The organism is Castellaniella sp. UC4447_H14, from assembly GCF_052978285.1.
In genome coordinates this window covers 1,034,240-1,060,044 of the sequence record NZ_CM129666.1, presented here as the reverse complement: position 1 = coordinate 1,060,044, position 25,805 = coordinate 1,034,240, and the positions used below count along the sequence as shown (strand labels likewise).

Sequence of the window (25,805 nt, the reverse complement as noted above, 5' to 3'; positions counted from 1 at the left end):
AAAGTGTCATGAATGAATGGGCCCGGCACGCAGCGGCGCACGCACTCCTGACGCCGGCGCAGATGGCGGTGGCGGATAGCCGCACCATCGCCGCCGGCGTTCCGGGGGCCAGCTTGATGGCGGCAGCGGGCGCAGCGGTGGTGCGCGCCATCCAGGCACGCTGGTCGCCAGCGCCTACCGTGGTGTTGTGCGGTCCGGGGAACAATGGCGGCGACGGCTGGGTCGTGGCCCGACTGCTGCAGGAGGCCGGCTGGCCGGTGCGGGTGGCCTTGTGGGGCGAGCGCGATCGCCTGCGCGGAGATGCCGCCTGGGCGGCCAGCACTTGGCAGGGACCGGTGGAAGCCGCTCGAGCCGGGGCGCTGGAAGGGGCTGGATTGATCGTTGACGGCCTGCTGGGGGCGGGTCTCAGCCGGCCGCTGGGCCGAGATCTTTGCGCGTTGGTCGACGCGGTGAATGCCGCCGCAGCGCCGGTGTGCGCCATCGACGTCCCCAGCGGGCTGGACGGCGGGAGCGGTCGGATCATGGGCGCTGCCGTTCAGGCGGACCTGACGGTGACGTTTTTCCGGCGCAAGCCGGGGCATCTGCTGCTGCCGGGGCGCCTGTTGTGCGGTCAAGTGGTCTGCGCCGACATCGGCATTCAGCCTTCGGTGCTGGAGACCATCTCACCGCAGGTCTGGGCGAACGATCCGGACCTTTGGATCGGGCTGTTCCCATGGCCCGATGCGGCGGGCCACAAATACCGCCGAGGCCATGCGCTGGTGGTAGGTGGCGGCACTCTGCTGGGAGCCAGCCGCCTTGCCTGCCTGGCAGCGGCGCGCCTGGGCGCCGGTCTCGTCACGTTGGCGGTACCGGCGCAGGCCTGGGCGATTCAGGCCGGCGCGCTGACCTCGATCATGGTGGAGGCCCTGCCGGCGAGCGATGATGTTTCAGCGGCGCTGGCCGACGCCAGACGCAATGCCCTGCTGATTGGCCCGGGTCTGGGCCGGGCGCCAAAGGCGTGCTCGCAAGTGCTCGCCTTGCTGGCTACGGGGCGGCCTTGTGTGCTGGACGCCGATGCGTTGACGGTATTCGCGGATCAGCCCGAGGCGCTGATCCGCGCCTTGCATGGGCGCTGCGTGCTGACTCCGCATGAAGGCGAATTTGCCCGCGTGTTTGCGCATGAAGGCGATAAACTGCAGCGTGCGGCGGAAGCGGCTCGCGCCAGCGGCGCGGTGGTGGTCCTCAAGGGCGCCGATACGGTGGTGGCCGCGCCCGATGGCCGGTGCGTGATCAACGACAACGCGCCCCCTACGCTCGCCACCGCAGGGACGGGCGACGTGCTGGCGGGCATGGTGACGGGGCTGGTGGCCGCGGGCATGCCGCCGTTCGAGGCGGCCTGTGCGGCGGTCTGGCTGCATGGCCTGGCGGCCGATCAACTGGGTCCCGGGCTGCTGGCCGAAGATTTGCCGTCTGCGCTGCCGGGCGCCTTGCAGGCGCTGGCGCGATTGAGCTGAACACGAGGGAAAGGCACTATGGCCGATGTCATTGCGCTGGTATTTGATTTTGACGACACGCTGGCGCCCGACAGTACATCCGGGTTCCTGCAGGAAATGGGCGTGGACGCATCCGTGTTCTGGCGGGACCGGGTCGGGCCGCTGCTGGATCAAGAGGACTGGGATCCTGTCCCGGCCTACCTTTATCGCATGCTGCAGCTGTCGCAGTCCGGCACCCATGGGCCCATCACGCGCGCGCGCCTGCAGGCGTGGGGCCGCCGGTTGCCGCTGCATGATGGTGTGGACTCGCTCTTCGACCGGCTGCGCTCGCGGCTGCGCCAAGCCCATCCGACGGTACAGCTGGAGTTCTACCTGATTTCCAGCGGCCTGGGCGATGTGTTGCGCAGCACGCCCATTGCGGCACAGTTCACCGATATCTGGGCGTCGGAATTTCATTACGGCGCGGACGGTGCGATCGACTTTCCGCGCCGGGTCGTCAGTTTCACGGACAAGACGCGCTACCTGTTCCATATCCAGAAAGGCATCATCGGGCCAGAGTCGCGCAACAAGCCCTTCGAGGTGAACCGCAAGGTCGATGCGGACAAGCTGCGGGTACCGTTCGAACAGATGATTTTCGTGGGCGACGGTTACACCGACATTCCATGTTTTTCGCTGATTCGCCGGTCGGGCGGCGTGGCGTTCGGCGTATGGGACCCGCGCCACCGCGAAAAGCGCAGCCGGGCGTGGGGATTCATCCAGGAGGGGCGAGTCTCCAATCTGAATCAGGCGCGCTTCGATGAAAACGCCGAACTCTACCAGTGGCTGGAAGAGGCCGTGGAGAGCCTGGCCACCAAGATCGTGCTCAATGCCAGGATTTATCGTGGCTGAAGGGCATGTCAGCATGGCGCGGAACTCGGCGGGGCTCCAGCCGGTGGCTGCGGCCACGGCGGTGCCCCGGCCCAGCCCGGAGGCCGCTTCCGCCGTCCTGGACGATGAAGGCGCGATGGCCTTGGCGTTGGAGCAGGCGCGGCAGGCGGCCGCGCTGGGCGAGGTGCCGGTGGGGGCCGTGGTGCTGGATGCTGAGGGGCGGTTATTGGCCACGGGCCATAATCGCACCATTGTCGACCACGACCCCACCGCGCACGCCGAGATCGTCGCCCTCCGGGCGGCGGCGCTGGGCCGGTCCAATCATAGACTGACCGGGGCCCGGCTCTACGTGACGCTGGAACCCTGTGCCATGTGCCTGGGGGCCATGTTCCATGCGCGCGTGGCGGAGATCGTCTACGGTGCCGCGGATCCCAAGACCGGCGCCTGCGGCGGTGTGGTCGACCTTTCGCGGCAGGCGCAGCTCAATCACCATGCGCGGGTTCGGGCAGGGGTTCTCGCTCCCGCCTGCGGCGAGCTGTTGCGCGGATTCTTTCGGGCGCGCCGCGGCGCGCAACCCTCAAACCACTCATCGCGGAATGCAACCGACATGCCAGCCCAGAAGAGCCACCCCCAGAGACCGACATCCGTCCGTGGCCGAGGTCACGGCCATGATGCAGATCAAGGCCATGATGCAGATCACGGCCATGGCGGTGAATCCGCCATGGCTCATGATCGCGCCCACGCCCATGACTCCGATCACGACGGTGCGTCCCATGTTCACGGCCGACCCTCGGGGATCTACCTGATTTCGCCGTCGGGGGCGGTTCCCGACCCGGACGTGCTGGCGCTGGCCGCCAAGCGCCTGCGGGCACTGGGTTTCCATGTGGGCGTGGATCGTGCCGCGAAGGCGGTACACGAACGTTTCGCGGGCACCGACAAGCAGCGGCTGGCGAGCATCGTCCGAGCCCTCAAGCAGCCGCATCCTGTGGTGATGGCCACGCGCGGCGGCTATGGCCTGAGCCGCCTGCTGCCCTTCATCGACTGGCGGGCGGTGGCGGATAGCGGCAAGACCTTCATCGGACAAAGCGACTTCACGGTCTTCAGCCTGGCGCTGTTGGCGCGCACAGGGGCGAACAGTCTGCTCGGCCCCATGGCCCTGTTCGATTTTGGCGGCAAGAAGGTCGATGAGCTGACCCAGGACCTGTTTCTCGAAACCCTGTCCGGCGAGCTGGAAATCCTGAGCTTCGAATCTCCGGAAGCCGATCCCGTCGACGCCCGCGGCGTCCTGTGGGGCGGCAACCTGGCCATGGTGGCCTCGCTGGTGGGTACCCCCTATCTGCCCGACATACGGGGCGGCATCCTGTTTCTCGAAGACGTGGCCGAACATCCGTTTCGCATCGAGCGCATGCTGACGCAGCTCTGGCACGCCGGGGTGCTGGAGCGGCAGCATGCCATCGTGCTGGGCCAGTTCTCCGATTACCGGCTGGCGCCCCACGACAACGGCTATGACCTGCCGTCCGTCATCGCGTGGCTGCGCAAGACAGTCCGCGTTCCCGTGGTCGCCGGACTGCCGTTCGGCCACGTGCGGGTCAAGGCGACCCTGCCGGTGGGGCGGCGCGTCGGGATCGCCACCGAGGACGGCATGGCGCATCTGGTGCTGCAGGAGCATGCCCACGCGGCATGAGGGCCCGCACAGCGACAGCGGCGCCACCGGTAGCGGCTGCCCGGCCCTGCTGCCGGGAGCTGCTGGTCGATGCTACGCGGCACCGCTGCCAGCCGCTGCCGTTAGGCGCTCTCGCCGCTACCCAATTGCCGCGACAATCGTTCGCAGATGTCGGCCTGTGCGGTCTTGACCTGCTCGATCGTGGGGCGCGGCGCGCCGTCGATGCGGGCGATGTGCGGGATGTTGATGGCGGCCACGACCTGCCGGCCGGGCCCGTAGACTGGAAATGCGATATTGGTCACCCCGCTGATCTGGATGCTGCGCATCAACGAATACCCATGTGAGCGCACGTCGGCGAGCATCGACAGAAGCTGACCCGGATCCATGCGCTGTTCTCCATCCACGACGACGTGGCTGTTGAGCATGCGGGCCCGTTCGATTTCATCCCGATAGGCCAGCAGGATGTGACCGGAGGACGTGTCGGTCAGGCCCATCAACGATCCGGCCTTCAGACCGAAGGACCAGCGTTCCGGGCTGTCCACCTGGGCCAGCACGACGACGCGGCCCTGTTCGTAGACGGCGAGGTGGCAGGATTGCTGTGCGCGTTGCGCCAGTTCGTGCAGAAAAGGCAGTGCCACCTGTGAAAGCCGCTTGATGGGCGGGTGCCGGTGCGCGAGCTGGAAAAGCTGCAGCGTGAGCGTATAGCGGTCGTTGTCGTCTGCCTGGATGTAGCCCCGCCGTTCCAGGGTCACGACCATCCGAAAAATCTGGCTCACGCCCCGGCCCAGCTCCTGGGCGAGCTGATTCAACGTATAGCCGTCCGTGGTGGTACTGAGGATCTCGAGGATGTCCAGACCCTTTTCCAGGGCGGGCGCGGTGTATCGCGCCTTTTTTTCCTCGGGCGGGGCGAGTGGGGCGGGCGATTCCGGGTTCATGCTGTGGCAGGCCTCCTGGCGGGGACTGTTTCCAGATTATTTTTTAGATATGAATAATTCATTTCATATGTGAGACGTTTTACACGATTTTACGGTGTTCTCCGGTGATATTCAGGGTAAACACCTAGGCATGAAAAGGTCCATCGCATTGTGAAGAACAGTCGTGGTGGCTATGATGGCATTTCTTATATAAAAATTGATTTTATACCTAGAATGCAGCGATCCGGTGCGCGGCGATGCGCCTGGCGCCGCGCGGGTAAGCTCCATCACTTCAAGGAAAACATCATGGCAGGACGTCTGCAAGGCAAAACGGCGCTGGTGACGGCAGCGGCAAACGGGATAGGGCGGGCGACCGCGTTGCGGTTTGCCCAGGAAGGCGCGCGCGTGTTCGCCACCGACATCAATCAGGCGGCCCTCCAGGGCCTGCAGGGTTGCGAAACCCGCCGGCTCGATGTGACCGACGTGGCGGCAATCCATGCAACCGTGCAGGAAATCGGCGCGATCGACGTCCTGTTCAATTGCGCGGGCTTCGTGGACGGCGGCACCATCCTGGAATGCAGCCGCAAGTCCTGGGATTTTTCCTTCGCGCTGAACGTCACGGCCATGTACGAAATCATCAAGGCCGTATTGCCCGGCATGCTGGAGCGCGGGCATGGCTCGATCGTCAATATGTCGTCGGTCGCTTCCAGCGTGAAAGGCGTGCCGAATCGCTTCGTCTATGGCACGACCAAGGCTGCCGTCATAGGGTTGACCAAGTCGATCGCCGCTGATTTCGTGGGGCGCGGCATTCGCTGCAATGCCATTTGCCCGGGCACGGTGGAATCGCCGTCCCTCAAAGAACGTATCGCCACTCAGGCTCAGGCCCAACACCAGAGCGTGGACGCCGTGCATGCGGCATTCGTGGCACGCCAGCCCATCGGCCGCCTCGGAACTCCCGAAGAAATCGCCAATCTGGCCCTGTATCTGGCTGGCGATGAATCCGGCTACACCACCGGGACCGCCCAGATCATCGATGGCGGCTGGTCCAACTGATTCTGCCTGTCCAAAGGAAAATCCATGAAACTGCTTCGTTTTGGGCCGCAAGGCCAGGAAAAGCCCGGTGCGCTGGATGCGCAGGGCAATGTGCGCGACCTGAGCGCCATCGTGGGCGATCTGTCGGCCGACAAACTGTCGCCGGCGGGCTTGGCCGCACTGCGCGCCATCGACCTGCGGCAATTGCCGCTGGTGGCGAATCCGGGCCGGATGGGCGTGCCCCTGTCCAATCCCGGCAAGTTCATCTGCATCGGCCTGAACTATACCGATCACGCGAAGGAAACCGGCGCCGAGATCCCCAAGGAGCCGATCCTGTTCAACAAGTGGTCGCGCCCCACGGGAGCGAATGATCCCATCGTCATGCCGCGCGACTCCGTCAAGACCGACTGGGAGGTCGAGCTCGGCGTGGTCATCGGCAGCCGCGCCCGGTATGTCTCCAAACAAGATGCGCTGTCCCACGTGGCCGGGTATTGCGTCATCAATGACGTCTCCGAGCGGCAGTACCAGCTCGAAATGGGCGGGACCTGGGACAAAGGCAAGGGCTGCGACACCTTTGGTCCGGTGGGCCCCTGGCTCGTCACCGCCGATGAAATCGCGGACCCGCAGAATCTGGACATGTGGCTCGAAGTCAGCGGCAAGCGCTATCAGAGCGGCAATACGCGGACCATGATTTTCGGCGTGGCCACGCTGGTCGAGTACCTGAGCCGCTTCACCACCCTGGAGCCGGGCGACATCATCTCCACCGGTACGCCCCCGGGAGTGGGCCTGGGCCAGAAGCCGCCGGTCTATTTGAAGGCTGGCGATACGGTCCGGCTCGGCATTCAGGGCCTGGGGGAGCAGAACCAGCGCGTCTGCGCCTGGGACGCGGCGTTGCTGGCCTAGTGTCCCGTTCGGTTAATCCTGATGTTTGACACGAACTAACCGAACGGGACACTAGCCTTCGACATTGGGCCGGTTTGCCCGGCTCTTTCACTGGCGCGGTTTGGGCGTGTTTGTCCGAACCCGCGCCGGACTTCACTCCGAACGCACGACATGGTCTACCACTTTCAATTCGGCGTTGTGCTGCAGTCCTGGCCGCTGCTGCTCGATGGCGTGCTCAAGACGATCGAACTTTCCATGGGCGCCATGGTGATCGGCCTGTTGATTGCCGTGTTCTGTTCGTGGGGCAAGAGCAACGGGCCGCGCGCGCTGCACTGGGCGATCGATGCGTATATAGAGGCCATCCGCAACACGCCGTTCCTGATTCAACTGTTTTTCTTTTACTTTGCGTTGCCCAGCCTGGGGCTGCAGATGTCGGCGACGACGGCCGCCCTGGTGACCATGTTCGTCAACCTGGGGGCGTTTGCCACCGAGATCCTGCGAGCAGGGGTCGAGGCCGTGCCCAAAGGGCAGGTCGAGGCCGGACTGGCGCTGAACCTGAAGCGTTATCAGGTCTTTCTGTACATCGTGCTGCGGCCGGCGCTGAAGACCATTTTTCCGGCGCTGTCCAGCCAGTTCATCCTGCTGATGCTGACGTCCAGCATCGTGTCGACCATCTCGGCCGACGACCTGGCGTCCGTGGCGGCCAACATCCAGTCCGAAACCTTCCGCAGCTTCGAAATCTACATCGTGGTGACCGCCATCTACTTCCTGCTGTCGTTGTCCTTCATGGGCCTGTTCAAACTGGCCTGGAAGCGGTTCCTCTACTTCCCGGAGGGCCGCTGAGATGCGCAGTTTCTCGATAGTGGACGTCTGGTCCATCGTGCTGGCGGTCCGTTGGACGGTCGCCCTGGCCATCATGGCCCTGGTGGGCGGCTCGATCGGCGGGCTCATCATCGCCCTGGCCCGCACCGCGCAGTCCCGCTGGCTGCACGGTCCGGCGCGAGGCTTCATCATCGTCTTCCAGGGCACGCCGCTGCTGATGCAGTTGTTCCTGATCTTCTTCGGGTTCCCGGTGCTGGGCCTGGAGGTCAATCCCTGGCTGGCGGCGGGTGTGGCCTTGATCCTCAATACCAGCGCGTTTCTGGGCGACATCTGGCGCGGGTGCATCCAGGCGGTTCCAGGGGGACAGACAGAGGCGTCGCATGCCCTGAACCTGAGCAACTACGACCGAATGCGCTACGTGGTTCTGCCGCAGGCCCTGAAGATCGCCGTGCCGCCCACGGTGGGATTCATGGTCCAGATCATCAAGGGCACGTCGCTGACGGCGATCATCGGCTTCACGGAGCTCACACGCACGGGGCAGATCATCAACAATGCGACGTTCGCGCCCCTGCCCATCTTCGCGCTGGTGGCGTTCCTGTATTTCTGTTTGTGCTGGCCGTTGTCCAAATGGTCGCGGCGTCTGGAGCGGCGGCTGTCGGCATCGCTGCGCTGAAGCTCCGTTCCCCTTCGTTTCCCGTTGAGCATGATTATTCAAGGAGATCGTTCATGCGTGGTTTTTCGTTGAGCCGGGCGCTCAGTCGTTTTCTGGTCCCGGTCGTAGGGTCGCTGCTGGTCGTTTCAGCCAGCGCGTCGTTTGCCGCCGACAACAGCTATTGGCAGACCGTCAAGGATCGCGGCACGATCAAGGTAGGGGTCCTGGTGGACTGGCCGCCGTATGCGGGCTCCAATGCCCAAAATCAGCCGGCCGGCTATGACGCGGACGTGGCCGAGCTCCTGGCCAAGGATCTGGGGCTCAAGTTGCAGTATGTCATCATGACGGGCCCCAACCGGATCCCGTTCCTGCTGACTGACAAGGCCGACGTGCTGGTCGCTTCCCTGGCCATCACGCCGGAGCGCGAAAAGCAGGTGCAATTCTCGATTCCTTATTCCGCCGCCAGCATGGTCCTGCTCGGACCGGCTGACCTGAAGCTTTCGGGACCGGCCGACTTCCCCAAGTTCAAGATCGGTGTGCCGCGCGCCAGCACCACCGACATCGGGGTGTCCAAAGTGGCCCCCGAGGGCACGAAGCTGCGCCGCTTCGACGATGACGCTTCGGCGCTCCAGGCCATGCTGGTCGGGCAGGTCGATGCCGTGGGCACCTCCTCCGTGATCGCCGCCGACGTGCAGAAACGCTTCCCGGGCAAATACAAGGTCCTCTACGTCATCAATGAGCAAGTGATGGCGATTACCATGAGGAAGGATCGCCCCGAGCTGCTGAAGGTCATGAACCAGTTCGTCAAGACCAACGTTGAAAACGGGGAATTCGACAAGCTGTTCCAGAAAAGCCTCGGAACGCCGTTGCCACAGGCGGTCGTGAAGGCCGCCCAGTAAGGACGTCAATCCGGCGTGTGCGCCATGGGGTGCGCACGCCTCCAGGCAGTGAGTCAGAAGATGGATGACAAAACGATAATCGCCTTTTCCGGCGTCGAAAAATGGTATGACCAGTTCAAGGTGCTCAAGGGCATCGACCTGAGCGTGAATACGGGCGAGCGGATCGTCATCTGCGGGCCGTCGGGTTCGGGGAAGTCGACTCTGATCCGCTGCATCAACGGACTCGAGAGCATCCAGAACGGCCATATCGTGGTGGCGGGCATCGACATCACGGCCAACAAGCAGAATGCCGCCCGGATCCGCGAGCACGTGGGCATGGTGTTCCAGCAGTTCAATCTGTTCCCGCATCTTACGGTCCTGGAGAACTGCACGCTGTCGCCGATGCGCACCCAGAAGATGAAGCGAGCCGAGGCCGAAGAGATTGCCATGCACTTTCTGACGCGTGTGCGGATTCCCGACCAGGCCCGCAAATTTCCCAGTCAGCTTTCGGGTGGCCAGCAGCAGCGCGTGGCGATTGCCCGGGCCCTGTGCATGAAGCCCGAGATCATGCTGTTCGACGAGCCCACGTCGGCGCTGGACCCCGAGATGGTGAAGGAAGTGCTGGACACCATGATCTCGCTGGCCCATGACGGCATCACGATGCTGTGCGTGACCCACGAGATGGGCTTTGCGCGCAGCGTGGCGGACCGTGTGATTTTCATGGCAGACGGCGAGATCGTCGAGCAGGCGCCGCCCGATGTCTTCTTTGATTCGCCCCAGCACCCCAAGGCTCGCAGTTTCCTGGGCCAGATCCTGAACCACTGAAGCCGGGTTCCGCGAGAATCCTACGTCCGCCGCGTGGTGGATGCCCGAAAGGCGCCTCGCACGCGACTGGCGCGGTGCCACGCTGGGTCGGGCTGGTCCCGGTACTTGCGCCATATCAAATTACGGCCTGAATTCTACGATTCGCCGTGAATTCCGAGTGGATTTCGGGCATGCTATGAGAAACCTCGGGGGTTTTCTCATGAGCTTCAAAACCATTCTCGTCAATGTCGATGTCGATGGGCCCGTCGAGCCCTCGATTCTGGCTGCCTGCGACCTGGCCCGGCGTTTTCGGGCGAAGGTGATCGGGCTTTGCGCGGCAGACGCGCCCATGCCAGTCACGTATCCCGAAACCGATCCCGCTGTGGTCGGCGTATGGGATCAGATGCGGGATCAACTCAAAGCCAGATTCCGCGAGCTTCACGCCGTGTTCGACCGGCTCACTGCCGATCGCGTCGAGTCGGGATGGCGTGAAGCGCTGGGACCCCCGACCAATGTCCTTATCGACACAGCGCGAGTGGCCGATCTCATCGTCATGGCGGCACCCAACGGGGCGGCCAGCGGCAGCACTTACCGCGCCGCCAATCCGGGGTCCGTCCTGCTGCAGGCGGGGCGCCCGGTTCTGGTGCTTGCCTACGGGACGGACCACGTTCCGATCGGCAGGGCAATCGTCGCCTGGAAGGACACGCGCGAAGCCCGCCGAGCGGTGGCGGATGCGATTCCGCTGCTGTCGTGCGCCCGCGAAGTCACCGTCCTCGCGATCGCCGACGAAGTCGATTCGTGGGTGAAAAATGGCGCGAATGATGTAGTGGCCCTGCTATCCGGTCACGGGATTCAGGCGCACTCCGAGTTGATCGAAAGCTCCGACGAGGACGAAAAACTGACGGAGCACATCGCGGCCGCCGGCGCCGATTTCGTCGTCTCTGGCGCTTATGGCCATGGACGTTTGCGGGAGTTCGTTTTTGGCGGGGTGACGCGATCACTGCTCGACAGAACCGGCATCGACCGGTTCATGTCCAACTGATCCGTAACGTGCGCCGGGCCGGCGCGCAATAGCGGGGACGGGCGCCGGCTTATGGCAAACGCATCAGGACGGGTACCCCCGCCTTGCGCAGGCAACCGGCGGTGATGCTGCCCAGGAACGTGGCTTCGAGCGCGTCCTGCCGCCGTGTCGTCATGGCGAGGATGACATCTCGACGGTTGCCGACGTGGCCGATGATTGCTTCGGTGGGGTCGCCATGCAATACATCCCAATTGATCTCCACGCCGTACTGCTTGCCGAGTTCGCTTCCCTTGGCGCGGACATAACCGGATTCCAGGGATACCATTTCGCCCCCCGACGGTTCACCGACATTTGCGCCGCTGACGTCCCCCAGCGCGGTGACGAGCTCCAGGTCGGCGCCGACCCATTGAGCGAACCGGGCAGCGTCGGCGGCTATCGCTTCGGTGAGGGTACTGCCATCGAGCGGCAGGATCACGCGGGTCAACCGCACGGACGAATCGGCCGCCGGGCGCTTTCCTAGCGGGTGATACATGAGTACCGGTTTTTGGGCGCCCCGCATGATGCGCTGCGCCACACTGCCGAGCACGACCTCCGCCAGCCCCGAATGTCCCCGCGATGTCATTGCCAACAGGGTGTCGGGCTGATGGGCGAATTCCTGGAGCACTGTCTGCGCCACGTCGCCCGGCGCCAGCAGACACTTGCCCTGTGCTCCATGGGCGGAGGCGACCCGGTCGATATAGCGGGCTGCTTCGTCCCTGCCGGATGCCTTGTCGATGACGCGCAGCAGCAGGAGTTCGGTGCCGTGGATGGCAGCCAGGCCTGCCGCATAGGGGATGATTTCCTCCGAAAAATGCGACCCGTCAAGTGGAACCAGTATGCGTTTGTACATGGCCGGCTGCTCCCGAAAAAGGGGTTTCGAAGGGATTCCGTCCTCTTACAGGAGCCCCTGCATTTGATAGTCTAGGCGACTTCCCGCCCCGGGTATTGATGCGCATCAAAAAAGTCCGACCGATCCGAGTTCCCGCTTCGCCGGTGTTGCCGCAGCGGGGTACGGAAGCCGTAACCACTCCTGTTAAAATAGCCGGTTATTTTGCAATCTTTTCAAGTGCCTCCTCGTGATTTCCACCAACAACCTCACCATTCAGTTCGGTACCAAGCCGCTCTTTGAGAATGTCAGCGTCAAATTTGGCGACGGCAACCGCTACGGCCTCATCGGCGCCAACGGATCGGGCAAGTCCACGCTCATGAAGATCATCGGCGGGGACCTGGAGTCGACCGCGGGATCCGTATCGTTGGAGCCCGGGTTGCGGCTCGGCAAGCTGCGCCAGGACCAGTTCGCCTTCGAGGACTCCCGCGTGCTGGACGTCGTGATGATGGGCCATCGCGAAATGTGGCAGGCGATGACCGAGCGCGACGCGATTTACGCCAATCCGGAGTCTTCAGAAGACGACTACATGCGGGCGGCTGAGCTCGAGGGCCGCTTTGCCGAATACGACGGCTACACCGCCGAGGCGCGTGCCGGAGAACTGCTGCTGGGGCTCGAGATTCCCGTCGAGCAGCACCAGTTGCCCATGCGCGAGATTGCGCCCGGCTGGAAGCTGCGTGTGCTGCTCGCCCAGGCCCTGTTCTCGAATCCGGACGTGCTGCTGCTGGACGAGCCTACGAACAATCTGGACATCAATACCATCCGCTGGCTGGAGACGGTGCTGAACGGTTACGACAGCACCATGATCATCATCAGCCACGATCGTCACTTCCTGAACGCCGTGTGCACCCACATGGCGGATCTGGACTATGGCGAGCTGCGCGTCTATCCGGGCAACTACGACGACTACATGCTGGCTTCCACCCAGGCCCGCGAACGTCAGGTGGCGGCCAACGCGCGCGCCAAGGAACGTGTTGCGGAACTCCAGGATTTCGTGCGCCGCTTCGCGGCCAACAAGTCCAAGTCCCGCCAGGCGACCTCGCGGCTGAAGCAGATCGACCGGCTGAAAGCCGGCACGGTTCAGGTCAAGCCTTCGTCGCGCCAGAATCCCTACATTCGCTTTGAAGTCAACAAGGTCCTGCATCGGCAGGCCGCGCACATCGAAGAATTGTCCAAATCCTATGACCGGCCCATCATCCGGGGCCTGAACGCGATGGTGGAGGCCGGCCAGAAGGTGGCCATCATCGGCGCCAACGGGGTGGGCAAGACCACACTGCTGCGCATGCTGGCGGGCAATCTGCCGCCCGACGGCGGCCAGGTCCGCTGGTCGGAAAATGCGGATGTGGGCTATATGGCCCAGGACGTGTCCGACTCGTTCGATTCTGATCGTGATCTCTTCGACTGGATGACCGACTATCGTCAGCCCGGCGACGAGGATCAGTCCATCCGCTCGGTGCTGGGGCGGCTGCTGTTTTCAGGCGACGAAATCACCAAGTCCGTCCGGGTGCTGTCAGGCGGCGAGAAGAATCGCATGAGCTTCGGGCGGCTGATGCTCGGCCGCCATAACGTGATGCTGCTGGACGAGCCCACCAACCACCTGGACATGGAATCCATCGAGTCGCTGCAGTATGCGCTGGAACAGTACCAGGGCACGCTGGTGTTCGTATCGCACGATCGACAATTCGTGTCGGGGGTGGCCACCCGGGTGATCGAGATCCTGCCCGACGGCCGGCTCAACGATTACCCAGGCACCTACGAAGAGTACCTGGGTTCGCAGGGTATCGAGGACTGACGCCTGCCGGGGCGCGTCCCGGCCGCCTCGGGTGGCGGGATGCCCAAATCCTGGTCTTGCATGAAAAGCGCCCTGGGCGGAGACTGCCACCAGGGCGTTTTCGTAATGCGAATCAGCTGCAGGTCAGCAGCTGCGGCGTTTTCGTGGTGCGGATCAGCGGCAGGCCGCCAGCCGCGGCTCAGTGGGTCGTCGCGGACGCTTTTTCCTGGGTGGCGATTTCAGCGTGGACCTTTGTCATGTCGACCGCCTTTACCTGCGTGAGGAGCTCCTCGAGCTGTGCCGCCCCCAGCGCGCCGGCCTGCTGGAACAGCAGGACGTTTTCGCGGAACACCATCAGGGTCGGAATGGAGCGGATGCGCAGCGCCATCGCGAGTTCCTGCTGTTCCTCGGTGTTGACCGAGGCGAATGTCACGTCCTCGTGCTTTTCGGCTGCCGCGTGAAACGTCGGCGCGAAGTGCCGGCACGGCCCGCACCATGGGGCCCAGAAGTCAATGATGATGGGCTGCTTTTCGGATTGGGTGGCAGCCTGGAAGGTGGCTTGAGTGAGTTCAATAACGCTCATGGCGACTCCACAAATCAGAAGGGCGGCGCCAGAGCCACCCTGTCATGTCAGTGTACGCTGTCCGTCAAGGCCTGTCCCGTTCGCCCCCGACGCCGACAGGGTGGGGGCGAACCTGCGGTGTCAGTCCGGGAAGAAGGCGAATTTGATCACGAACAGCACCGCGACCAGGAGCGCCGCCGGGTGAACGTCGCGGAAGCGGCCCGACAGAGCCTTGATTGCAACGTAGCTGATGAAGCCGAAGGCCAGGCCATTGGCGATCGAGTAGGTCAGCGGCATGGAGATCGCAGCGATGGCAGCCGGTACCGACTCGGTGATGTCGTCCCATTTCACGTTCACCAGTTCACGCAGCATCAGGCACGCCACGTACAGCAGTGCGGGCGCCGTCGCGTATGACGGCACGATGGCGGCGATGGGCGAGAAGAACAAGGCCAGCAGGAACAGGACGGCGATGATGAGAGCCGTCATCCCCGTGCGTCCGCCGGCCTGTACGCCGGAGGCGCTTTCGATGTAGGCGGTGGTGCTGCTCGTGCCCAGGAATGAGCTGGCCAGGATGGCCGTGCTGTCGGCCAGCAGGGCGCGGCCCAGGCGGCCCGGGTTCTGGGGAGTGACCAGCCCGGCGCGGGTGGCGATCCCGATCATGGTGCCGGTCGCATCGAAGATTTCAACCAGCACGAACACGATGATGACGTGGAAGAAGCCCTGGCTGAGCGCGCCCATGATGTCGAGCTTGAAGAATCCGGGCTCGATGCTGGGCGGCATGGAGACGATGCCCGCGAACTGCACCTGGCCGGTGATCACGGACAGCAGCGTGATCGCCAGGATGCCCAGCAGGATGGCACCGCGCACGCGCATGGCGTCCAGCGCCGTGATGATGAAGAAACCCAGGATGGCGTAGAGCGTCTTGATATTGGTCAGGTCGCCCATGCCGACCACTGTGGCCTTGTTGGCGACGACGATGCCCGACGTGACCAGCGCGATGATGCCCAGGAACATCCCGATGCCGGCCACGACCCCGGATCGCAACGAAAGGGCGATCCCGTCGATCAGCCACTCGCGGATGCCGGTGATCGTGATGATCACGAACACCACGCCGGAAATGAAGACGCAGCCCAGCGCCTGCTGCCAGGTGAAGTGCAGGCCCAGCACCACGGTAAACGCGAAGTAGGCATTCAGCCCCATGCTGGGGGCCAGCCCGATCGGCCAGTTCGCGACGAACGCCATGATGAGACAGCCAATGGCCGCGGCGACGCAGGTGGCCACGAATAGCGCGCCCTTGTCCATGCCAGTGTTGGCGAGGATGTCCGGATTGACGAAGATGATATAGGACATCGTCAGGAAAGTGGTCACACCGGCCAGCAGTTCGGTGCGGGCCGTGGTGCCGTGTTCCCTGAGCTTGAAAAGCTGTTCGAACATGTTGAGGGGTCCTTTGTGGGTGACAGCCGTCGTAGGAGGCCAATTTTGGGACGGCCTATTCTAAGACCCTTTTGTGAACAGCCGTATACTGGGAAACACCATGTTATGGCGCCCTGATATTCACTATCACGACATGTTGATCATTGGCTTTGAAAGTTCCTGCGATGAAACCGGTGTGGCCATTGCCAGCACCGACCGTGGCTTGCTGGCGCATGCGCTGCACAGCCAGATCGCCATGCACCGCGAATACGGCGGCGTGGTGCCCGAGCTCGCTTCGCGCGACCATATCCGGCGCATCGTGCCCTTGACCCGCCAGGTCCTTGAACAGGCGGGGGTGCGCGCCGGCGATCTGGACGCCGTGGCCTACACGGCGGGGCCGGGGTTGGCCGGCGCGCTCCTCGTGGGCGCGAGCTTCGCCAAGTCCTTTGCCTGGTCGTTGGGGCTGCCTGCCATCCCCATTCATCACCTCGAGGGCCACCTGCTCTCGCCGCAGCTCGCGGACGAAGCACCCGACTTTCCTTTCATCGCATTGCTGGTGTCGGGCGGACACACGCAGCTCATGCGCGTGGTCGGTGTCGGCCGCTACGAACTGCTGGGCGAAACACTGGACGACGCGGCGGGCGAGGCTTTCGACAAAAGCGCCAAGCTGCTTGGCTTGAACTATCCCGGCGGCCCGGAGCTGTCACGTCTGGCGCAATCCGGCGATCCGGCGGCGTACGCCTTGCCGCGCCCCATGCTGCATAGCGGCGATCTGGATTTCAGCTTCAGCGGCCTGAAAACGGCTGTGCTCACGCGGGTGCGGGCTCTGGATGCTGCCGGCCGCGCGGCCGATCCTGCTGCCCGGGCTGATCTGGCGGCGGCTACCGAGGCTGCGATCGTGGATGTGCTGGCCGCCAAGTCGCTGCAGGCCTTGCGCCATACCGGCCTCGGCACGCTGGTCGTGGCAGGTGGCGTGGGCGCCAACCGGCGGCTGCGTGACCGGCTGCAGGCGGCGCTGGCCGAGATGGGCGGGCGGGTGTATTTTCCGCCGCTGTCGCTCTGTACGGACAATGGCGCAATGATCGCCTGGGCGGCCGTCCAGCGGGTGCGCGCTGGCCTGGTCGACCTGGACGCCTTCAGGCGGGCGGAGTTCGGTGTCCGGCCACGCTGGGACCTCCAGGACGTCTGCGTCGCCTGAGAGCCGCGCTGCGCTCAATGTTTCTGTGCCGGATGCCCCGGGTGCGGCTGCTTCTTCGCGCCGATGCGGCTTTCCTTGCCGGCCAGCAGGCGGACGATGTTTCCCCTGTGGCGGGCGAGGATCAGCACGCTGATGATGGTGATGACCGTGGCCGTCACGGAATCCGCTCGCCAGGCCACGTTGCCCCCCAGAATGTAATAGAACGGCGCGAAAATCGCCGCCATGATCGCCGCCAGCGACGAATAACGCAGGGCCACGGCCACGATCAGCCAGGTCGCGACAGTCGCCAGCGCGAGCCATGGCTGCAGCCCCAGCAGCACGCCCATCGCCGTGGCCACGCCCTTGCCGCCGCGGAATTTCAGGAAGAGCGGGTACAGGTGGCCCAAGAAGGCGCCCAGGCCCGCCAGCGGAATGGCGGCGGGCGGCAGATGGTTTTCAGAGACCGCCCATGCGGCCAGCGCCACGGCTGCCCAGCCCTTGGCTGCGTCGCCGATCAGCGTCAGCACCGCCGCGAGCTTGTTGCCGCTGCGCAGGACATTGGTCGCGCCCGGATTGCCGGATCCGAAGGTGCGAGGGTCGCTGAGTCCCATCAGGCGGCTGACCACCACCGCGAAGGAGATGGAGCCCAGCAGGTAGCCCAGGAGCAGGGCAAGCACAATGCCGGCGAACGGGAATGACAGCAACATTGGGTCAGGTACGGTCGAGAGATTGGGGGACATTCTATAGCATCGCCCGCAAGCCGCCCGCTTCCCCGGGTACAATTCGCATCATCTGGGTTCGAACGAGCAAGACTGAGGCATGCGCATATTGGTGTCCAACGATGACGGGTACACCGCCGCCGGCATCGAGGCGCTGGCGGCCGCTCTGCGGCCGCTGGGCGAGATCACGGTCGTTGCACCCGAAACCAACAGCAGCGGGGCCTCGAATTCGCTCACGCTGCGCCGTCCGCTGTCGGTCCGCCAGGCCCCCAACGGCTTCCATTACATCAATGGCACCCCCTCGGACTGCGTGCACGTGGCCTTGCATGGCTTGCTGGATTTCCGCCCCGACCTGTTGGTGTCGGGAATCAACAACGGCGCGAACATGGGCGAGGACACGCTGTATTCCGGGACCGTTGCCGCAGCGACCGAGGGCTATCTCTTTGGCATTCCGTCGATGGCGTTTTCGCTGGTACAGCGGGAATGGAAGCATCTGGACTGCGCCGTGCAGGTCGCCCGCGAGCTGGTGGAACGTTTTCGTGCTCGTCCCTGGCCGGGGCCGCTGCTGCTGAACGTCAATATCCCGGCCATTCCTTATCGCGAACTGACCGGTTTCCGTACCACGCGACTGGGCCGGCGGCACCCGGCGGAGCCGGTGATTCGCAGCACCACCCCTTATGGCGATACGGTGTACTGGATCGGTCCGGTCGGACATGCTCTGGATGGCGGCCCGGAAACCGACTTTGGCGCGATCGAGGAGCGGGCCGTGTCCATGACGCCGCTGCGTCTGGATCTGACCGACCATACGCAGACGGCGGCCGTTTCGCGCTGGATGGACCTGTGATGGGTTCATTCAAGCCGCGCCGCCCGCTGGACAGGTCGCGACGCCCCGCAACCACAAGCTGGGGCTCTTCGCCGGGGCCCGGCTATTCGCCGTCCAACAGCAACACCCGCATCCATGGGCCCAAGCCTTTCGCACTGCCGGAGGCCGGAGGCCGTTTGCCGAAATTGGTGCCAGCCATGAACATGGGCCTGAATTCCGAGCGCCTGCGGGCGCAGATGGTGCATCGCCTGCGCGAGCAGGGCATCGATGATGAGCGCGTGCTGGCGGCGATGCAGACGGTGCCTCGCCATCTGTTTGTGGACCAGGGGCTCGCCAGCCGCGCCTACGAGGACGCGGCGCTGCCCATCGGCTATGGCCAGACCATCTCGCAGCCCTGGGTCGTGGCGCACATGCTGTCGCTGATGTCCGAAGGCCGCAAGCCGCAGCGTGTGCTGGAAATCGGTGCCGGGTGCGGCTATCAGGCCGCCGTGCTGGCCCAGTTCGTGCCCGAAGTCTTCGCCATCGAAAGAGTCCGCGGCCTGTATGAGCAGGCACGCATGAACCTTGCGCAGGGCCGCCCCAGGAACCGCGTGCGCCTGACCTTTGGCGACGGCATGCTCGGTCTGGAACATCACGCCCCCTTTGACGGCATTGTCGTTGCGGCCGCGGGCGTTAAAATCCCTGAAACTTTGCTGCACCAACTGGCAATCGGCGCGCGCCTGATTGCACCGGAAGGCACGGCGCACCAAAGGCTGGTCCTGATCGAGCGTACCGCGCAGTCGTCGTGGCAGCGCATGGAGCTTCAGGATGTCCGATTCGTACCGCTGCGTCCAGGCACGCAGCTCTAAGTAGGAGAACCACATGCTCGATGGGACGCTGGTGACAGAAGGCCCGTTCAATCGCACTCCCCGCACCGGGCGCATTCTGCTGTTGGCCGTCTTGTTATCCTCCGCCGTGCTCGCCGGCTGCGCCTCGCGCTCGTCGCGGGCGCCCGTCACCGATCACTCCAACGGCACTCCGCCCGCCAGTGCGTCGGCGGCGGCTCAGGGCACCTATACCGTGCAGGCGGGCGATACGCTATACAAGATCGCCCAGGAGCATGGGATGTCGGTGTCGCGCCTGTCCGAGCTGAACAACATCACCAATCCGTCCCAGCTGTCGATCGGTCAGGTGCTGCGTCTGGACGGCAACCAGCCGGCCCCGTCGTCCAGCGGTCCGGCCGTGGTCGCCACGCCCGTGCCGGTGCCTGCTCCCAGCACCACCGCCCCCGCTCCCAGCACCAGCGCGCCGAGTGGCGGCACTGAAAGCGCGGCGCCCGAAGAGGCCGCGACCACGTCCGGTGCCCGCGCCAGCGACGCCGCTCTGGTTTCCTGGGCGTGGCCGGCTACCGGCAAGATCATCCAGGGTTTCAACAACAGCACCAAGGGCATCGACATCGAGGGTGCCACCGGCTCTCCGGTACTGGCAGCCGCCGACGGCAAAGTCATGTACGCGGGCAATGGGGTGCGGGGTCTGGGCAACCTGATCCTGCTGGGCCACACCAATGGCTTCATCACGGCGTATGCCCACAATCAGACCCTGCTGGTGAAAACCGGCGCCACGGTGAAGAAGGGCGCCAAGATCGCCACCATCGGCCAGACCGACACCACGTCTCCGCGCCTGCACTTCGAAATCCGGCGCCGCGGCACACCGGTCAATCCTTTGTCCTATTTGCCGCCGCGATGATTCCGACACTGGTCTTTGATCTGGAGACCATTCCGGACGCCGAGGGTCTGCGCCGGCTCAATCCCGACTGGGCGGACAAGGACGACACGACGGTCATCGAGGCGGCGCTGGCCGAACGCCGCGAGACCCACGGCAACGATTTTCTGCCGCTGCATCTGCAGAAGATCGCGGTCGTGGGGTGTGTGTTCCGCGACGACCAGGGCTTTCGCGTCCGGACGCTCGGCCAGGCCGACGATCCCGAAGAGGCGTTGATTGCCGGCTTCTTCAAGACGATCGGCCATTACACTCCCACGCTGGTGAGCTGGAATGGTTCGGGTTTCGATCTGCCTGTCCTGCACTACCGCAGCCTGATTCACGGCGTGGCGGCTCCGCGCTATTGGGATACCGGCGAGGACGACCGGGATTTCCGCTTCAACAATTATCTGAACCGCTACCACACCCGCCATGTGGACCTGATGGACGTACTGGCCAAGTTCAACGGCCGCGCCAATGCACCGCTGGATCAGCTCGCGAAATTGTGCGGCTTTCCGGGCAAGCTCGACATTCATGGCGATCAGGTCTGGAAGACCTGGCAGGCGGGGGACCGCGATCATGTGCGCAATTATTGCGAGACGGACGTGGTCAATACCTGGCTGCTGTACTGCCGCTACCGCTTGATCAAGGGCGAACTGGATCAGGCCGCGTACCAGTCCGAGCTGTCCCTGGTGCGGGATACGCTCGCGGCGATCGACGCTCCCCACTGGAAGGAATTCCTGGCTGCCTGGCGCCATGAGTGATCCCAAGTTGGTAACCCTGGACATCGAGTCGCTCGATCTGGAGGGGCAGGGCATTGCGCATCGCGACGGCAAGGTCGTGTTCGTAGAGGGCGCGCTGCCCGGAGAACGGGTAGTGGCGCGCCTGACCCGGCGCAAGCCCTCGTTCGACAAAGCCGTCACCGACAGCGTCCTGCGGGCTTCGCCGCAGCGCACCGTCCCGCCTTGTCCCCATTTTGGCGTCTGCGGCGGCTGCGCCATGCAGCACCTGGATCCGGTGGCCCAGATGGCGGTCAAGCAGCGGGCCCTGGAAGACGCGCTGGCACATATCGCCAAGATGCCGCCCTGCCAGATCCTGCCGGCCCTGCAGGGACCCGTCGCGGGTTATCGGCACCGGGCCCGGCTGTCGGTGCGCATGGTGCCCAAGAAGGGCGGCGTTCTGGTGGGGTTCCGCGAGCGCGCGAGCAGCTACGTCGCGGACATCCATCAGTGCCTGGTGCTGCCGCCGCACGTCTCGGCGCTGCTCATGCCGCTGCGCCGCCTGATCGAGAGCCTGTCGCGCCCGGACCGGATGCCGCAGATCGAAGTCGCGGTGGGCGACGAGGCGACCGTGTTTTGCCTCCGGCACCTGGAGCCGCTGATCGATACGGACATCGCGCGCCTGCGCGCCTTTGGCCTGCAGCATGACATTGTCTGGTGGTTGCAACCCAAGGGCCCGGATTCCGCCCATCCGCTGGATCCCGCGCAGCGGGATGCGCTGGCCTATGCGCTGCCGGCCTACGGGTTGCGCATGCACTACCGGCCCGCGGACTTCACCCAGGTCAATCCCTCCATCAACCGGGCGTTGATCGCGCGCGCGCTGACCTTGCTGGAGGTGCAGCCCGGGGACCGGGTGGCCGATCTGTTCTGCGGACTGGGGAACTTCAGTCTGCCGTTGGCCACGCGGGCGCGCGAGGTCGTGGGCATCGAAGGCAGTCCCACGCTGGTGGCGCGGGCGCGGGAAGACGCGGCCCGCCAGGGACTGGCGGACCGGGCCTCTTTTGCCGAGACGAATCTGTTTGAAGTGGATGCCGAGTGGTTGCGTGCGCAGGGCCATTTCGATTGCATGCTGATCGATCCCCCCCGCGAGGGCGCCCTGGCGGTCGCCCAGGCCCTGGCAGCGCTGGCGCCGCACGAGCGCCCGCGCCGGGTGGTGTATGTGTCCTGCAATCCCGCCACGCTCGCGCGGGATGCCGGAGTGCTTCACCATGTGGGCGGCTGGACCTTGAGGGCGGCCGGTGCCGTCAACATGTTCCCCCACACGGCCCACGTGGAATCGATCGCGGTCTTCGAGTCCTGAGGCATTGCGGCGTAGTGCGCGCCGCTGCGGCCGGGGTCCCCTCCAGCCGGTGTGTCGAGCCTCGCGTGTCGGCCCCTCAGTGCTTTTCGTCGAGGATTCGCTGGGCCTCGATGCGGACGCGCTCAGGTGCCGTGCCGCCAATGTGCTTGCGGGCGGCCACGGAGCCCTCCAGCGTCAGGACCTGGAAGACGTCGTCGGCGATGTCGGGGTGGAAAGCTTGCAGTTCCGCCAGCGACAGATCAGCCAGATCGCAGCCGCGCTGTTCGCAGGATCGCACCGCAAGCGCCACCGTCTCGTGCGCATCGCGGAAGGGCAGCCCGCGTTTCACCAGATAGTCCGCCAGGTCCGTGGCCGTCGCGTATCCTTGCAGCGCCGCCGCCCGCATGGTCTCGGGCTTCACCCGCACGCCGCCCATCATGTCCGCGAAGATCGTGAGCGTATCGCGGATGGTGTCGGCCGTGTCGAACAGGCCTTCCTTGTCTTCCTGGTTGTCCTTGTTGTAGGCCAGCGGCTGGCCCTTCATCAGCGTGAGCAGCGCCATCAGATGACCGTAGACGCGGCCCGTCTTGCCGCGGGCGAGTTCCGGCACGTCGGGATTCTTTTTCTGCGGCATGATGGAGCTGCCGGTGCAGAAGCGGTCCGCCAGGTCGATGAAGCCCACGCGCGGGCTCATCCACAGGACGAGTTCCTCGGACAGCCGCGAGACGTGCATCATGATGAGCGCGGAGGCGGCGCAGAACTCGATCGCGAAATCACGGTCCGACACGGCGTCCAGCGAATTGCGGCATACGCCCTCGAAACCCAGCGTGCGCGCCACCCGTTCGCGGTCGATGGGATAGCTGGTCCCCGCCAGCGCGGCAGCACCCAGCGGCAGGCGATTGACGCGGCGGCGGCAGTCGGCCAGCCGCTCGGCGTCGCGCCCGAACATTTCCGCGTAGGCGAGCAGATGATGGCCGAATGTCACGGGCTGGGCCACCTGCAGGTGCGTGAACCCCGGCAGGATCGTGTCGGCGTGTGTGAGCGCCAGTTCGGCCAGCCGCTGGCGCAGCGTCTGCAGCAGCCCGGCGCACAGGTCGATCTGGTGGCGCAGCCACAGGCGGATGTCGGTGGCCACCTGGTCATTGCGCGAGCGGCCGGTGTGCAGCCGTTTGCCGGCATCGCCGATCAGCTCGACCAGGCGTTTCTCGATGTTCAGGTGTACGTCTTCCAGGTCGAGCGACCAGGTGAAGCCGCCTTGCTCGATTTCCTGCAGGATCTGCGCCATGCCGCGCTGGATCGCCGCCAGGTCATCGCTGCCGATGACCCCCACGGCGGCCAGCATGTCCGCGTGAGCCAGCGAGCCCTGGATGTCGAAGGCCGCCATGCGCTGGTCGAAGCCCACCGATGCGGTGTAGCGCTTCACCAGGTCCGAGACGGGCTCGGAAAAGCGCGCCGACCAGGCCTGGGATTTGTTGTCGAACTGATTATGAGAGGAGGGTGTTTGGGACATAGTGGCAAAATTATAAAGGAGCGGCCCCTTGGGCCGTCCGGACCTGCGCTATATTAAAAACTTTCCGTGGAAACCAGGACATCATGGCCCAGCCAGACATGCAGCAAATCACTGCCATCGTCAAACCCTTCAAGCTGGACGAGGTCCGCGAGGCCTTGTCCGAGCTGGGGGCGAATGGGCTGACAGTGACCGAGGTCAAGGGCTTTGGCCGCCAAAAGGGCCATACTGAATTGTATCGGGGCGCGGAGTACGTGGTGGATTTCCTGCCCAAGATCCGCATCGATCTGGTGGTGCCGGCGGACCGCACCGAACTGATGGTCGAGGCGATCATCAAGGCGGCGCGCACGGGCAAGATCGGCGACGGCAAGATCTTCGTCACGCCGGTGCTGCAAGCCATCCGCATCCGCACGGGTGAAACCGGTCCGGATGCGCTGTAGTGCCCCGTCAGCCGCAACCCCGTCGGCCTGAGCCACGTCAGCCTCAGGCCCGGCGGCCTCAGCCCCGTACGCGGACGAACCCTGCGGCCCAGTCGCTGGAACCCGTCCGCATCTCCAAACTCATGGCCCAGCGCGGTCTGTGCTCCCGCCGCGAGGCCGATGCCTATATCGAGCGCGGTTGGGTCAGGGTGGACGGCCAGATCGTCCAGGAACTGGGCACCAAGGCTTTGCCCAGCGCCCGGATCACGCTGGAGCGCCAGGCGGCTCGGCGCCAGACCGACAAGGTCACGCTCATCCTGAACAAGCCCGTTGGCTATGCCTCGCACCAGACGGATCGCGGCTACCGGGTGGCGGCCTCGTTGATCCAGGCCCAGACCCTGTACCACCCGCAGTCGGCCGGGCGCGCCTTCGACCCCTCTCAACTGCGCGGGCTGGCGCCTGCCGGGCGCCTGGACATCGACTCCCAGGGCCTGCTGGTGCTGACCCAGGACGGGCGCATCGCCCGCCAGCTCATCGGCGAGGATTCATCGATCGAGAAGGAATACCTGGTGCGGGTCGAGGGCAGTCTTACGCCTCGCGGTCTGGCGCTCCTCAATCATGGCCTGTCCCTGGACGGTCACGAGTTGCGGCCGGCGCAGGTGGAGTGGCTCAATCACGATCAGCTCCATTTCGTGCTGCACGAGGGGCGCAAGCGCCAGATTCGCCGCATGTGCGAGCAGGTGGGCCTGAAGGTGGTGGGCCTGAAGCGCGTGCGCATGGGCCACGTGGTCCTGGGCGATCTGCCCGTGGGCCAATGGCGCTATTTGCGCGAGGGCGAGCGGTTCTGAGTCAGCGAAAACTTCGCGTGCCCGTCCTGGCCGAGTTTCTTCGTCAGCCAGGGCAGGGCGGCTTCCAACTCGGCCTGTAGCGTCCAGGGCGGGTTGACGATGAACATGCCGCTGCCGTGCATGCCCAGCCCGTCGGGTGCGGGTTTGCACACGGTCAGGCTGGCATGGAGCCATTGCACCGGCAAGCGTTCCAGCACGCGTACCATTTCGTGCGCCTGGAGGCGCTGCACCTGGGGATACCAGAGCGCATAGCATCCCTGGGCGAATCGCTGCAGGCCCTCGCGCAGCGCCTGGAGGGCACGTCGGTAATCCTGCTTGTCCTCGTACGATGGATCGATCAGGATTACGGCCCGGCGCGGCGGAGGCGGCAACAGCCGCAACAGGCCGCGGAAGCCATCTTCCTGCGCGATCTGGATCTGGCGCTGTGCGCGCCGCCCTTGGCGGGCCAGCGAGTCGCCCAGCACCTGGCTCTCGGTGGGGTGCAGCTCGAACAGCCGCAGACGGTCCTGGGGCCGCATGGCATGCAGAGCCAGACAGGGCGAGCCGGGATAGACGTCCACGCGCCCGCCGGGGTTGAAGTCCGCGATCGCCTGCAGGTAGCGGGCCACCAGTTCGGGCGGAGACTCCTGACCCAGCAGGCGGTCCAGCCCGGTAGCGACCTCGTCGGTCGTGCCGGCCCATTCCCCGTCCAGTGCGTACAGGCCACCGCCCGCGTGGGTGTCCACCACCCAATAAGGCGTGTCCTTGCGGCCGTAATAATCCAGGATCTGGACCAGGATGGCATGCTTCAGCACGTCGGCATGGTTGCCGGCGTGGAATGCGTGGCGGTAGCTGAACAT

At 64.8% G+C, this 25,805-nt stretch carries 26 protein-coding genes and 1 pseudogene; 20 read left to right on the top strand and 7 right to left on the bottom strand.

Annotated features, from left to right (window positions below):
- Positions 1-8: 8 nt before the first annotated feature.
- The 4 genes and pseudogenes from ACVCMJ_RS05205 (at position 9) to ACVCMJ_RS05190 (ending at position 4,023) form a co-directional block, all read left to right on the top strand.
- Positions 9-1,493 carry an NAD(P)H-hydrate dehydratase gene (locus ACVCMJ_RS05205; RefSeq protein ID WP_447080376.1) on the top strand — a complete coding sequence of 495 codons (1,485 nt, stop codon included), beginning with the start codon at positions 9-11 and terminating at the stop codon, positions 1,491-1,493.
- Positions 1,494-1,511: 18 nt separating this feature from the next.
- On the top strand, positions 1,512-2,360 hold the full coding sequence (locus ACVCMJ_RS05200) for an HAD family hydrolase (protein WP_447080375.1): 849 nt from the start codon (positions 1,512-1,514) through the stop codon (positions 2,358-2,360).
- Positions 2,269-2,865 (top strand): annotated as a pseudogene (gene tadA, locus ACVCMJ_RS05195) (tRNA adenosine(34) deaminase TadA); the annotation flags it as partial. The gene ACVCMJ_RS05200 and the pseudogene tadA, both read left to right, overlap by 92 nt.
- Before the next feature lie 195 nt (positions 2,866-3,060).
- Positions 3,061-4,023 carry an LD-carboxypeptidase gene (locus tag ACVCMJ_RS05190; RefSeq protein WP_447082679.1) on the top strand — a complete coding sequence of 321 codons (963 nt, stop codon included), beginning with the start codon at positions 3,061-3,063 and terminating at the stop codon, positions 4,021-4,023.
- 101 nt (positions 4,024-4,124) lie between these two features.
- Here ACVCMJ_RS05190 and ACVCMJ_RS05185 read toward each other — a convergent pair whose 3' ends face one another.
- The gene (locus tag ACVCMJ_RS05185; protein WP_447080374.1) at positions 4,125-4,937 is read right to left on the bottom strand and encodes an IclR family transcriptional regulator; all 813 of its coding nucleotides are present in this window, start codon (positions 4,935-4,937) and stop codon (positions 4,125-4,127) included.
- A gap of 285 nt (positions 4,938-5,222) precedes the next feature.
- Here ACVCMJ_RS05185 and ACVCMJ_RS05180 point away from each other — a divergent pair, with 285 nt between their 5' ends.
- From ACVCMJ_RS05180 to ACVCMJ_RS05150, 7 genes are all read left to right on the top strand, one after another.
- The gene (locus tag ACVCMJ_RS05180; RefSeq protein WP_447080373.1) at positions 5,223-5,969 is read left to right on the top strand and encodes an SDR family oxidoreductase; all 747 of its coding nucleotides are present in this window, start codon (positions 5,223-5,225) and stop codon (positions 5,967-5,969) included.
- Between the two features lie 24 nt (positions 5,970-5,993).
- Complete coding sequence (locus tag ACVCMJ_RS05175) at positions 5,994-6,851, top strand: fumarylacetoacetate hydrolase family protein (protein WP_447080372.1); 858 nt, start codon at positions 5,994-5,996, stop codon at positions 6,849-6,851.
- A 150-nt stretch (positions 6,852-7,001) separates the two neighbouring features.
- On the top strand, positions 7,002-7,673 hold the full coding sequence (locus tag ACVCMJ_RS05170; protein WP_447080371.1) for an amino acid ABC transporter permease: 672 nt from the start codon (positions 7,002-7,004) through the stop codon (positions 7,671-7,673).
- Position 7,674: 1 nt separating this feature from the next.
- Positions 7,675-8,325 (top strand): amino acid ABC transporter permease, encoded by a 651-nt coding sequence (locus ACVCMJ_RS05165; RefSeq protein WP_447080370.1) that lies wholly within the window; start codon positions 7,675-7,677, stop codon positions 8,323-8,325.
- A 53-nt stretch (positions 8,326-8,378) separates the two neighbouring features.
- Positions 8,379-9,203: a transporter substrate-binding domain-containing protein gene (locus ACVCMJ_RS05160; RefSeq protein ID WP_447080369.1), complete on the top strand. Its 825-nt coding sequence runs from the start codon at positions 8,379-8,381 to the stop codon at positions 9,201-9,203.
- Positions 9,204-9,263: 60 nt separating this feature from the next.
- Positions 9,264-10,007: an amino acid ABC transporter ATP-binding protein gene (locus ACVCMJ_RS05155; RefSeq protein ID WP_447080368.1), complete on the top strand. Its 744-nt coding sequence runs from the start codon at positions 9,264-9,266 to the stop codon at positions 10,005-10,007.
- Positions 10,008-10,206: 199 nt separating this feature from the next.
- Complete coding sequence (locus ACVCMJ_RS05150; protein ID WP_447080367.1) at positions 10,207-11,028, top strand: hypothetical protein; 822 nt, start codon at positions 10,207-10,209, stop codon at positions 11,026-11,028.
- Between the two features lie 49 nt (positions 11,029-11,077).
- On the opposite strand, the gene ACVCMJ_RS05145 is transcribed toward ACVCMJ_RS05150, so the two are convergent.
- Positions 11,078-11,896: a universal stress protein gene (locus tag ACVCMJ_RS05145; protein WP_447080366.1), complete on the bottom strand. Its 819-nt coding sequence runs from the start codon at positions 11,894-11,896 to the stop codon at positions 11,078-11,080.
- Between the two features lie 226 nt (positions 11,897-12,122).
- Between ACVCMJ_RS05145 and ACVCMJ_RS05140 the strand changes: the two genes are divergently transcribed.
- On the top strand, positions 12,123-13,724 hold the full coding sequence (locus ACVCMJ_RS05140) for an ABC-F family ATPase (protein WP_447080365.1): 1,602 nt from the start codon (positions 12,123-12,125) through the stop codon (positions 13,722-13,724).
- Between the two features lie 178 nt (positions 13,725-13,902).
- Here the strand turns inward: ACVCMJ_RS05140 and trxA are convergent, their stop codons facing one another.
- Both trxA and ACVCMJ_RS05130 read right to left on the bottom strand, forming a co-directional pair.
- Entirely contained in the window at positions 13,903-14,286 is a 384-nt protein-coding gene (trxA, locus tag ACVCMJ_RS05135) for a thioredoxin (protein WP_447080364.1), read from the bottom strand.
- Between the two features lie 120 nt (positions 14,287-14,406).
- Complete coding sequence (locus ACVCMJ_RS05130; RefSeq protein ID WP_447080363.1) at positions 14,407-15,699, bottom strand: NCS2 family permease; 1,293 nt, start codon at positions 15,697-15,699, stop codon at positions 14,407-14,409.
- Positions 15,700-15,832: 133 nt separating this feature from the next.
- Between ACVCMJ_RS05130 and tsaD the strand changes: the two genes are divergently transcribed.
- Positions 15,833-16,876: a tRNA (adenosine(37)-N6)-threonylcarbamoyltransferase complex transferase subunit TsaD gene (gene tsaD, locus ACVCMJ_RS05125; protein ID WP_447082678.1), complete on the top strand. Its 1,044-nt coding sequence runs from the start codon at positions 15,833-15,835 to the stop codon at positions 16,874-16,876.
- A 14-nt stretch (positions 16,877-16,890) separates the two neighbouring features.
- On the opposite strand, the gene plsY is transcribed toward tsaD, so the two are convergent.
- Positions 16,891-17,562, bottom strand: a complete 672-nt coding sequence (gene plsY, locus ACVCMJ_RS05120) for a glycerol-3-phosphate 1-O-acyltransferase PlsY (RefSeq protein WP_447080362.1) — start codon at positions 17,560-17,562, stop codon at positions 16,891-16,893.
- A gap of 112 nt (positions 17,563-17,674) precedes the next feature.
- Here plsY and surE point away from each other — a divergent pair, with 112 nt between their 5' ends.
- From surE to rlmD, 5 genes are read left to right on the top strand one after another with little or no spacing between them, the layout of a single operon-like run.
- Complete coding sequence (gene surE / locus ACVCMJ_RS05115) at positions 17,675-18,418, top strand: 5'/3'-nucleotidase SurE (protein WP_447080361.1); 744 nt, start codon at positions 17,675-17,677, stop codon at positions 18,416-18,418.
- Complete coding sequence (locus ACVCMJ_RS05110; RefSeq protein ID WP_447080360.1) at positions 18,418-19,245, top strand: protein-L-isoaspartate(D-aspartate) O-methyltransferase; 828 nt, start codon at positions 18,418-18,420, stop codon at positions 19,243-19,245. The genes surE and ACVCMJ_RS05110 overlap by 1 nt, the downstream gene beginning before the upstream one ends.
- 13 nt (positions 19,246-19,258) lie before the next feature.
- Complete coding sequence (locus ACVCMJ_RS05105) at positions 19,259-20,122, top strand: peptidoglycan DD-metalloendopeptidase family protein (RefSeq protein WP_447080359.1); 864 nt, start codon at positions 19,259-19,261, stop codon at positions 20,120-20,122.
- On the top strand, positions 20,119-20,898 hold the full coding sequence (locus ACVCMJ_RS05100) for a 3'-5' exonuclease (RefSeq protein WP_447080358.1): 780 nt from the start codon (positions 20,119-20,121) through the stop codon (positions 20,896-20,898). Before ACVCMJ_RS05105 ends, ACVCMJ_RS05100 begins: the two co-directional genes overlap by 4 nt.
- A complete protein-coding gene (rlmD, locus tag ACVCMJ_RS05095; protein ID WP_447080357.1) occupies positions 20,891-22,213 on the top strand; it encodes a 23S rRNA (uracil(1939)-C(5))-methyltransferase RlmD in 1,323 nt (440 codons plus the stop codon). The genes ACVCMJ_RS05100 and rlmD overlap by 8 nt, the downstream gene beginning before the upstream one ends.
- A 76-nt stretch (positions 22,214-22,289) precedes the next feature.
- On the opposite strand, the gene argH is transcribed toward rlmD, so the two are convergent.
- Positions 22,290-23,702 (bottom strand): argininosuccinate lyase, encoded by a 1,413-nt coding sequence (gene argH, locus ACVCMJ_RS05090; protein WP_447080356.1) that lies wholly within the window; start codon positions 23,700-23,702, stop codon positions 22,290-22,292.
- A gap of 98 nt (positions 23,703-23,800) precedes the next feature.
- Here argH and ACVCMJ_RS05085 point away from each other — a divergent pair, with 98 nt between their 5' ends.
- Together ACVCMJ_RS05085 and ACVCMJ_RS05080 are read left to right on the top strand one after the other, a co-directional pair.
- Entirely contained in the window at positions 23,801-24,139 is a 339-nt protein-coding gene (locus tag ACVCMJ_RS05085; RefSeq protein WP_447082677.1) for a P-II family nitrogen regulator, read from the top strand.
- A 95-nt stretch (positions 24,140-24,234) separates the two neighbouring features.
- Positions 24,235-24,966 (top strand): pseudouridine synthase, encoded by a 732-nt coding sequence (locus tag ACVCMJ_RS05080; protein ID WP_447082676.1) that lies wholly within the window; start codon positions 24,235-24,237, stop codon positions 24,964-24,966.
- On the opposite strand, the gene ACVCMJ_RS05075 is transcribed toward ACVCMJ_RS05080, so the two are convergent.
- Positions 24,939-25,805 carry a 23S rRNA (adenine(2030)-N(6))-methyltransferase RlmJ gene (locus tag ACVCMJ_RS05075; protein ID WP_447080355.1) on the bottom strand — a complete coding sequence of 289 codons (867 nt, stop codon included), beginning with the start codon at positions 25,803-25,805 and terminating at the stop codon, positions 24,939-24,941. The genes ACVCMJ_RS05080 and ACVCMJ_RS05075 overlap by 28 nt on opposite strands.

Coding starts and splice junctions, on each gene's coding strand:
- rlmD (WP_447080357.1), top strand. CDS start 20,891: ATGAGTGATCCCAAGTTGGTAACCCTGGACATCGAGTCGCTCGATCTG.
- ACVCMJ_RS05155 (WP_447080368.1), top strand. CDS start 9,264: ATGGATGACAAAACGATAATCGCCTTTTCCGGCGTCGAAAAATGGTAT.
- ACVCMJ_RS05145 (WP_447080366.1), bottom strand. CDS start 11,896: ATGTACAAACGCATACTGGTTCCACTTGACGGGTCGCATTTTTCGGAG.
- ACVCMJ_RS05185 (WP_447080374.1), bottom strand. CDS start 4,937: ATGAACCCGGAATCGCCCGCCCCACTCGCCCCGCCCGAGGAAAAAAAG.
- ACVCMJ_RS05105 (WP_447080359.1), top strand. CDS start 19,259: ATGCTCGATGGGACGCTGGTGACAGAAGGCCCGTTCAATCGCACTCCC.
- ACVCMJ_RS05180 (WP_447080373.1), top strand. CDS start 5,223: ATGGCAGGACGTCTGCAAGGCAAAACGGCGCTGGTGACGGCAGCGGCA.
- ACVCMJ_RS05160 (WP_447080369.1), top strand. CDS start 8,379: ATGCGTGGTTTTTCGTTGAGCCGGGCGCTCAGTCGTTTTCTGGTCCCG.
- ACVCMJ_RS05165 (WP_447080370.1), top strand. CDS start 7,675: ATGCGCAGTTTCTCGATAGTGGACGTCTGGTCCATCGTGCTGGCGGTC.
- ACVCMJ_RS05150 (WP_447080367.1), top strand. CDS start 10,207: ATGAGCTTCAAAACCATTCTCGTCAATGTCGATGTCGATGGGCCCGTC.
- trxA (WP_447080364.1), bottom strand. CDS start 14,286: ATGAGCGTTATTGAACTCACTCAAGCCACCTTCCAGGCTGCCACCCAA.
- tsaD (WP_447082678.1), top strand. CDS start 15,833: ATGTTGATCATTGGCTTTGAAAGTTCCTGCGATGAAACCGGTGTGGCC.
- ACVCMJ_RS05170 (WP_447080371.1), top strand. CDS start 7,002: ATGGTCTACCACTTTCAATTCGGCGTTGTGCTGCAGTCCTGGCCGCTG.
- ACVCMJ_RS05190 (WP_447082679.1), top strand. CDS start 3,061: ATGGCTCATGATCGCGCCCACGCCCATGACTCCGATCACGACGGTGCG.
- ACVCMJ_RS05200 (WP_447080375.1), top strand. CDS start 1,512: ATGGCCGATGTCATTGCGCTGGTATTTGATTTTGACGACACGCTGGCG.
- ACVCMJ_RS05085 (WP_447082677.1), top strand. CDS start 23,801: ATGCAGCAAATCACTGCCATCGTCAAACCCTTCAAGCTGGACGAGGTC.
- ACVCMJ_RS05175 (WP_447080372.1), top strand. CDS start 5,994: ATGAAACTGCTTCGTTTTGGGCCGCAAGGCCAGGAAAAGCCCGGTGCG.
- surE (WP_447080361.1), top strand. CDS start 17,675: ATGCGCATATTGGTGTCCAACGATGACGGGTACACCGCCGCCGGCATC.
- plsY (WP_447080362.1), bottom strand. CDS start 17,562: ATGTTGCTGTCATTCCCGTTCGCCGGCATTGTGCTTGCCCTGCTCCTG.
- ACVCMJ_RS05130 (WP_447080363.1), bottom strand. CDS start 15,699: ATGTTCGAACAGCTTTTCAAGCTCAGGGAACACGGCACCACGGCCCGC.
- ACVCMJ_RS05110 (WP_447080360.1), top strand. CDS start 18,418: ATGGGTTCATTCAAGCCGCGCCGCCCGCTGGACAGGTCGCGACGCCCC.
- argH (WP_447080356.1), bottom strand. CDS start 23,702: ATGTCCCAAACACCCTCCTCTCATAATCAGTTCGACAACAAATCCCAG.
- ACVCMJ_RS05075 (WP_447080355.1), bottom strand. CDS start 25,805: ATGTTCAGCTACCGCCACGCATTCCACGCCGGCAACCATGCCGACGTG.
- ACVCMJ_RS05100 (WP_447080358.1), top strand. CDS start 20,119: ATGATTCCGACACTGGTCTTTGATCTGGAGACCATTCCGGACGCCGAG.
- ACVCMJ_RS05205 (WP_447080376.1), top strand. CDS start 9: ATGAATGAATGGGCCCGGCACGCAGCGGCGCACGCACTCCTGACGCCG.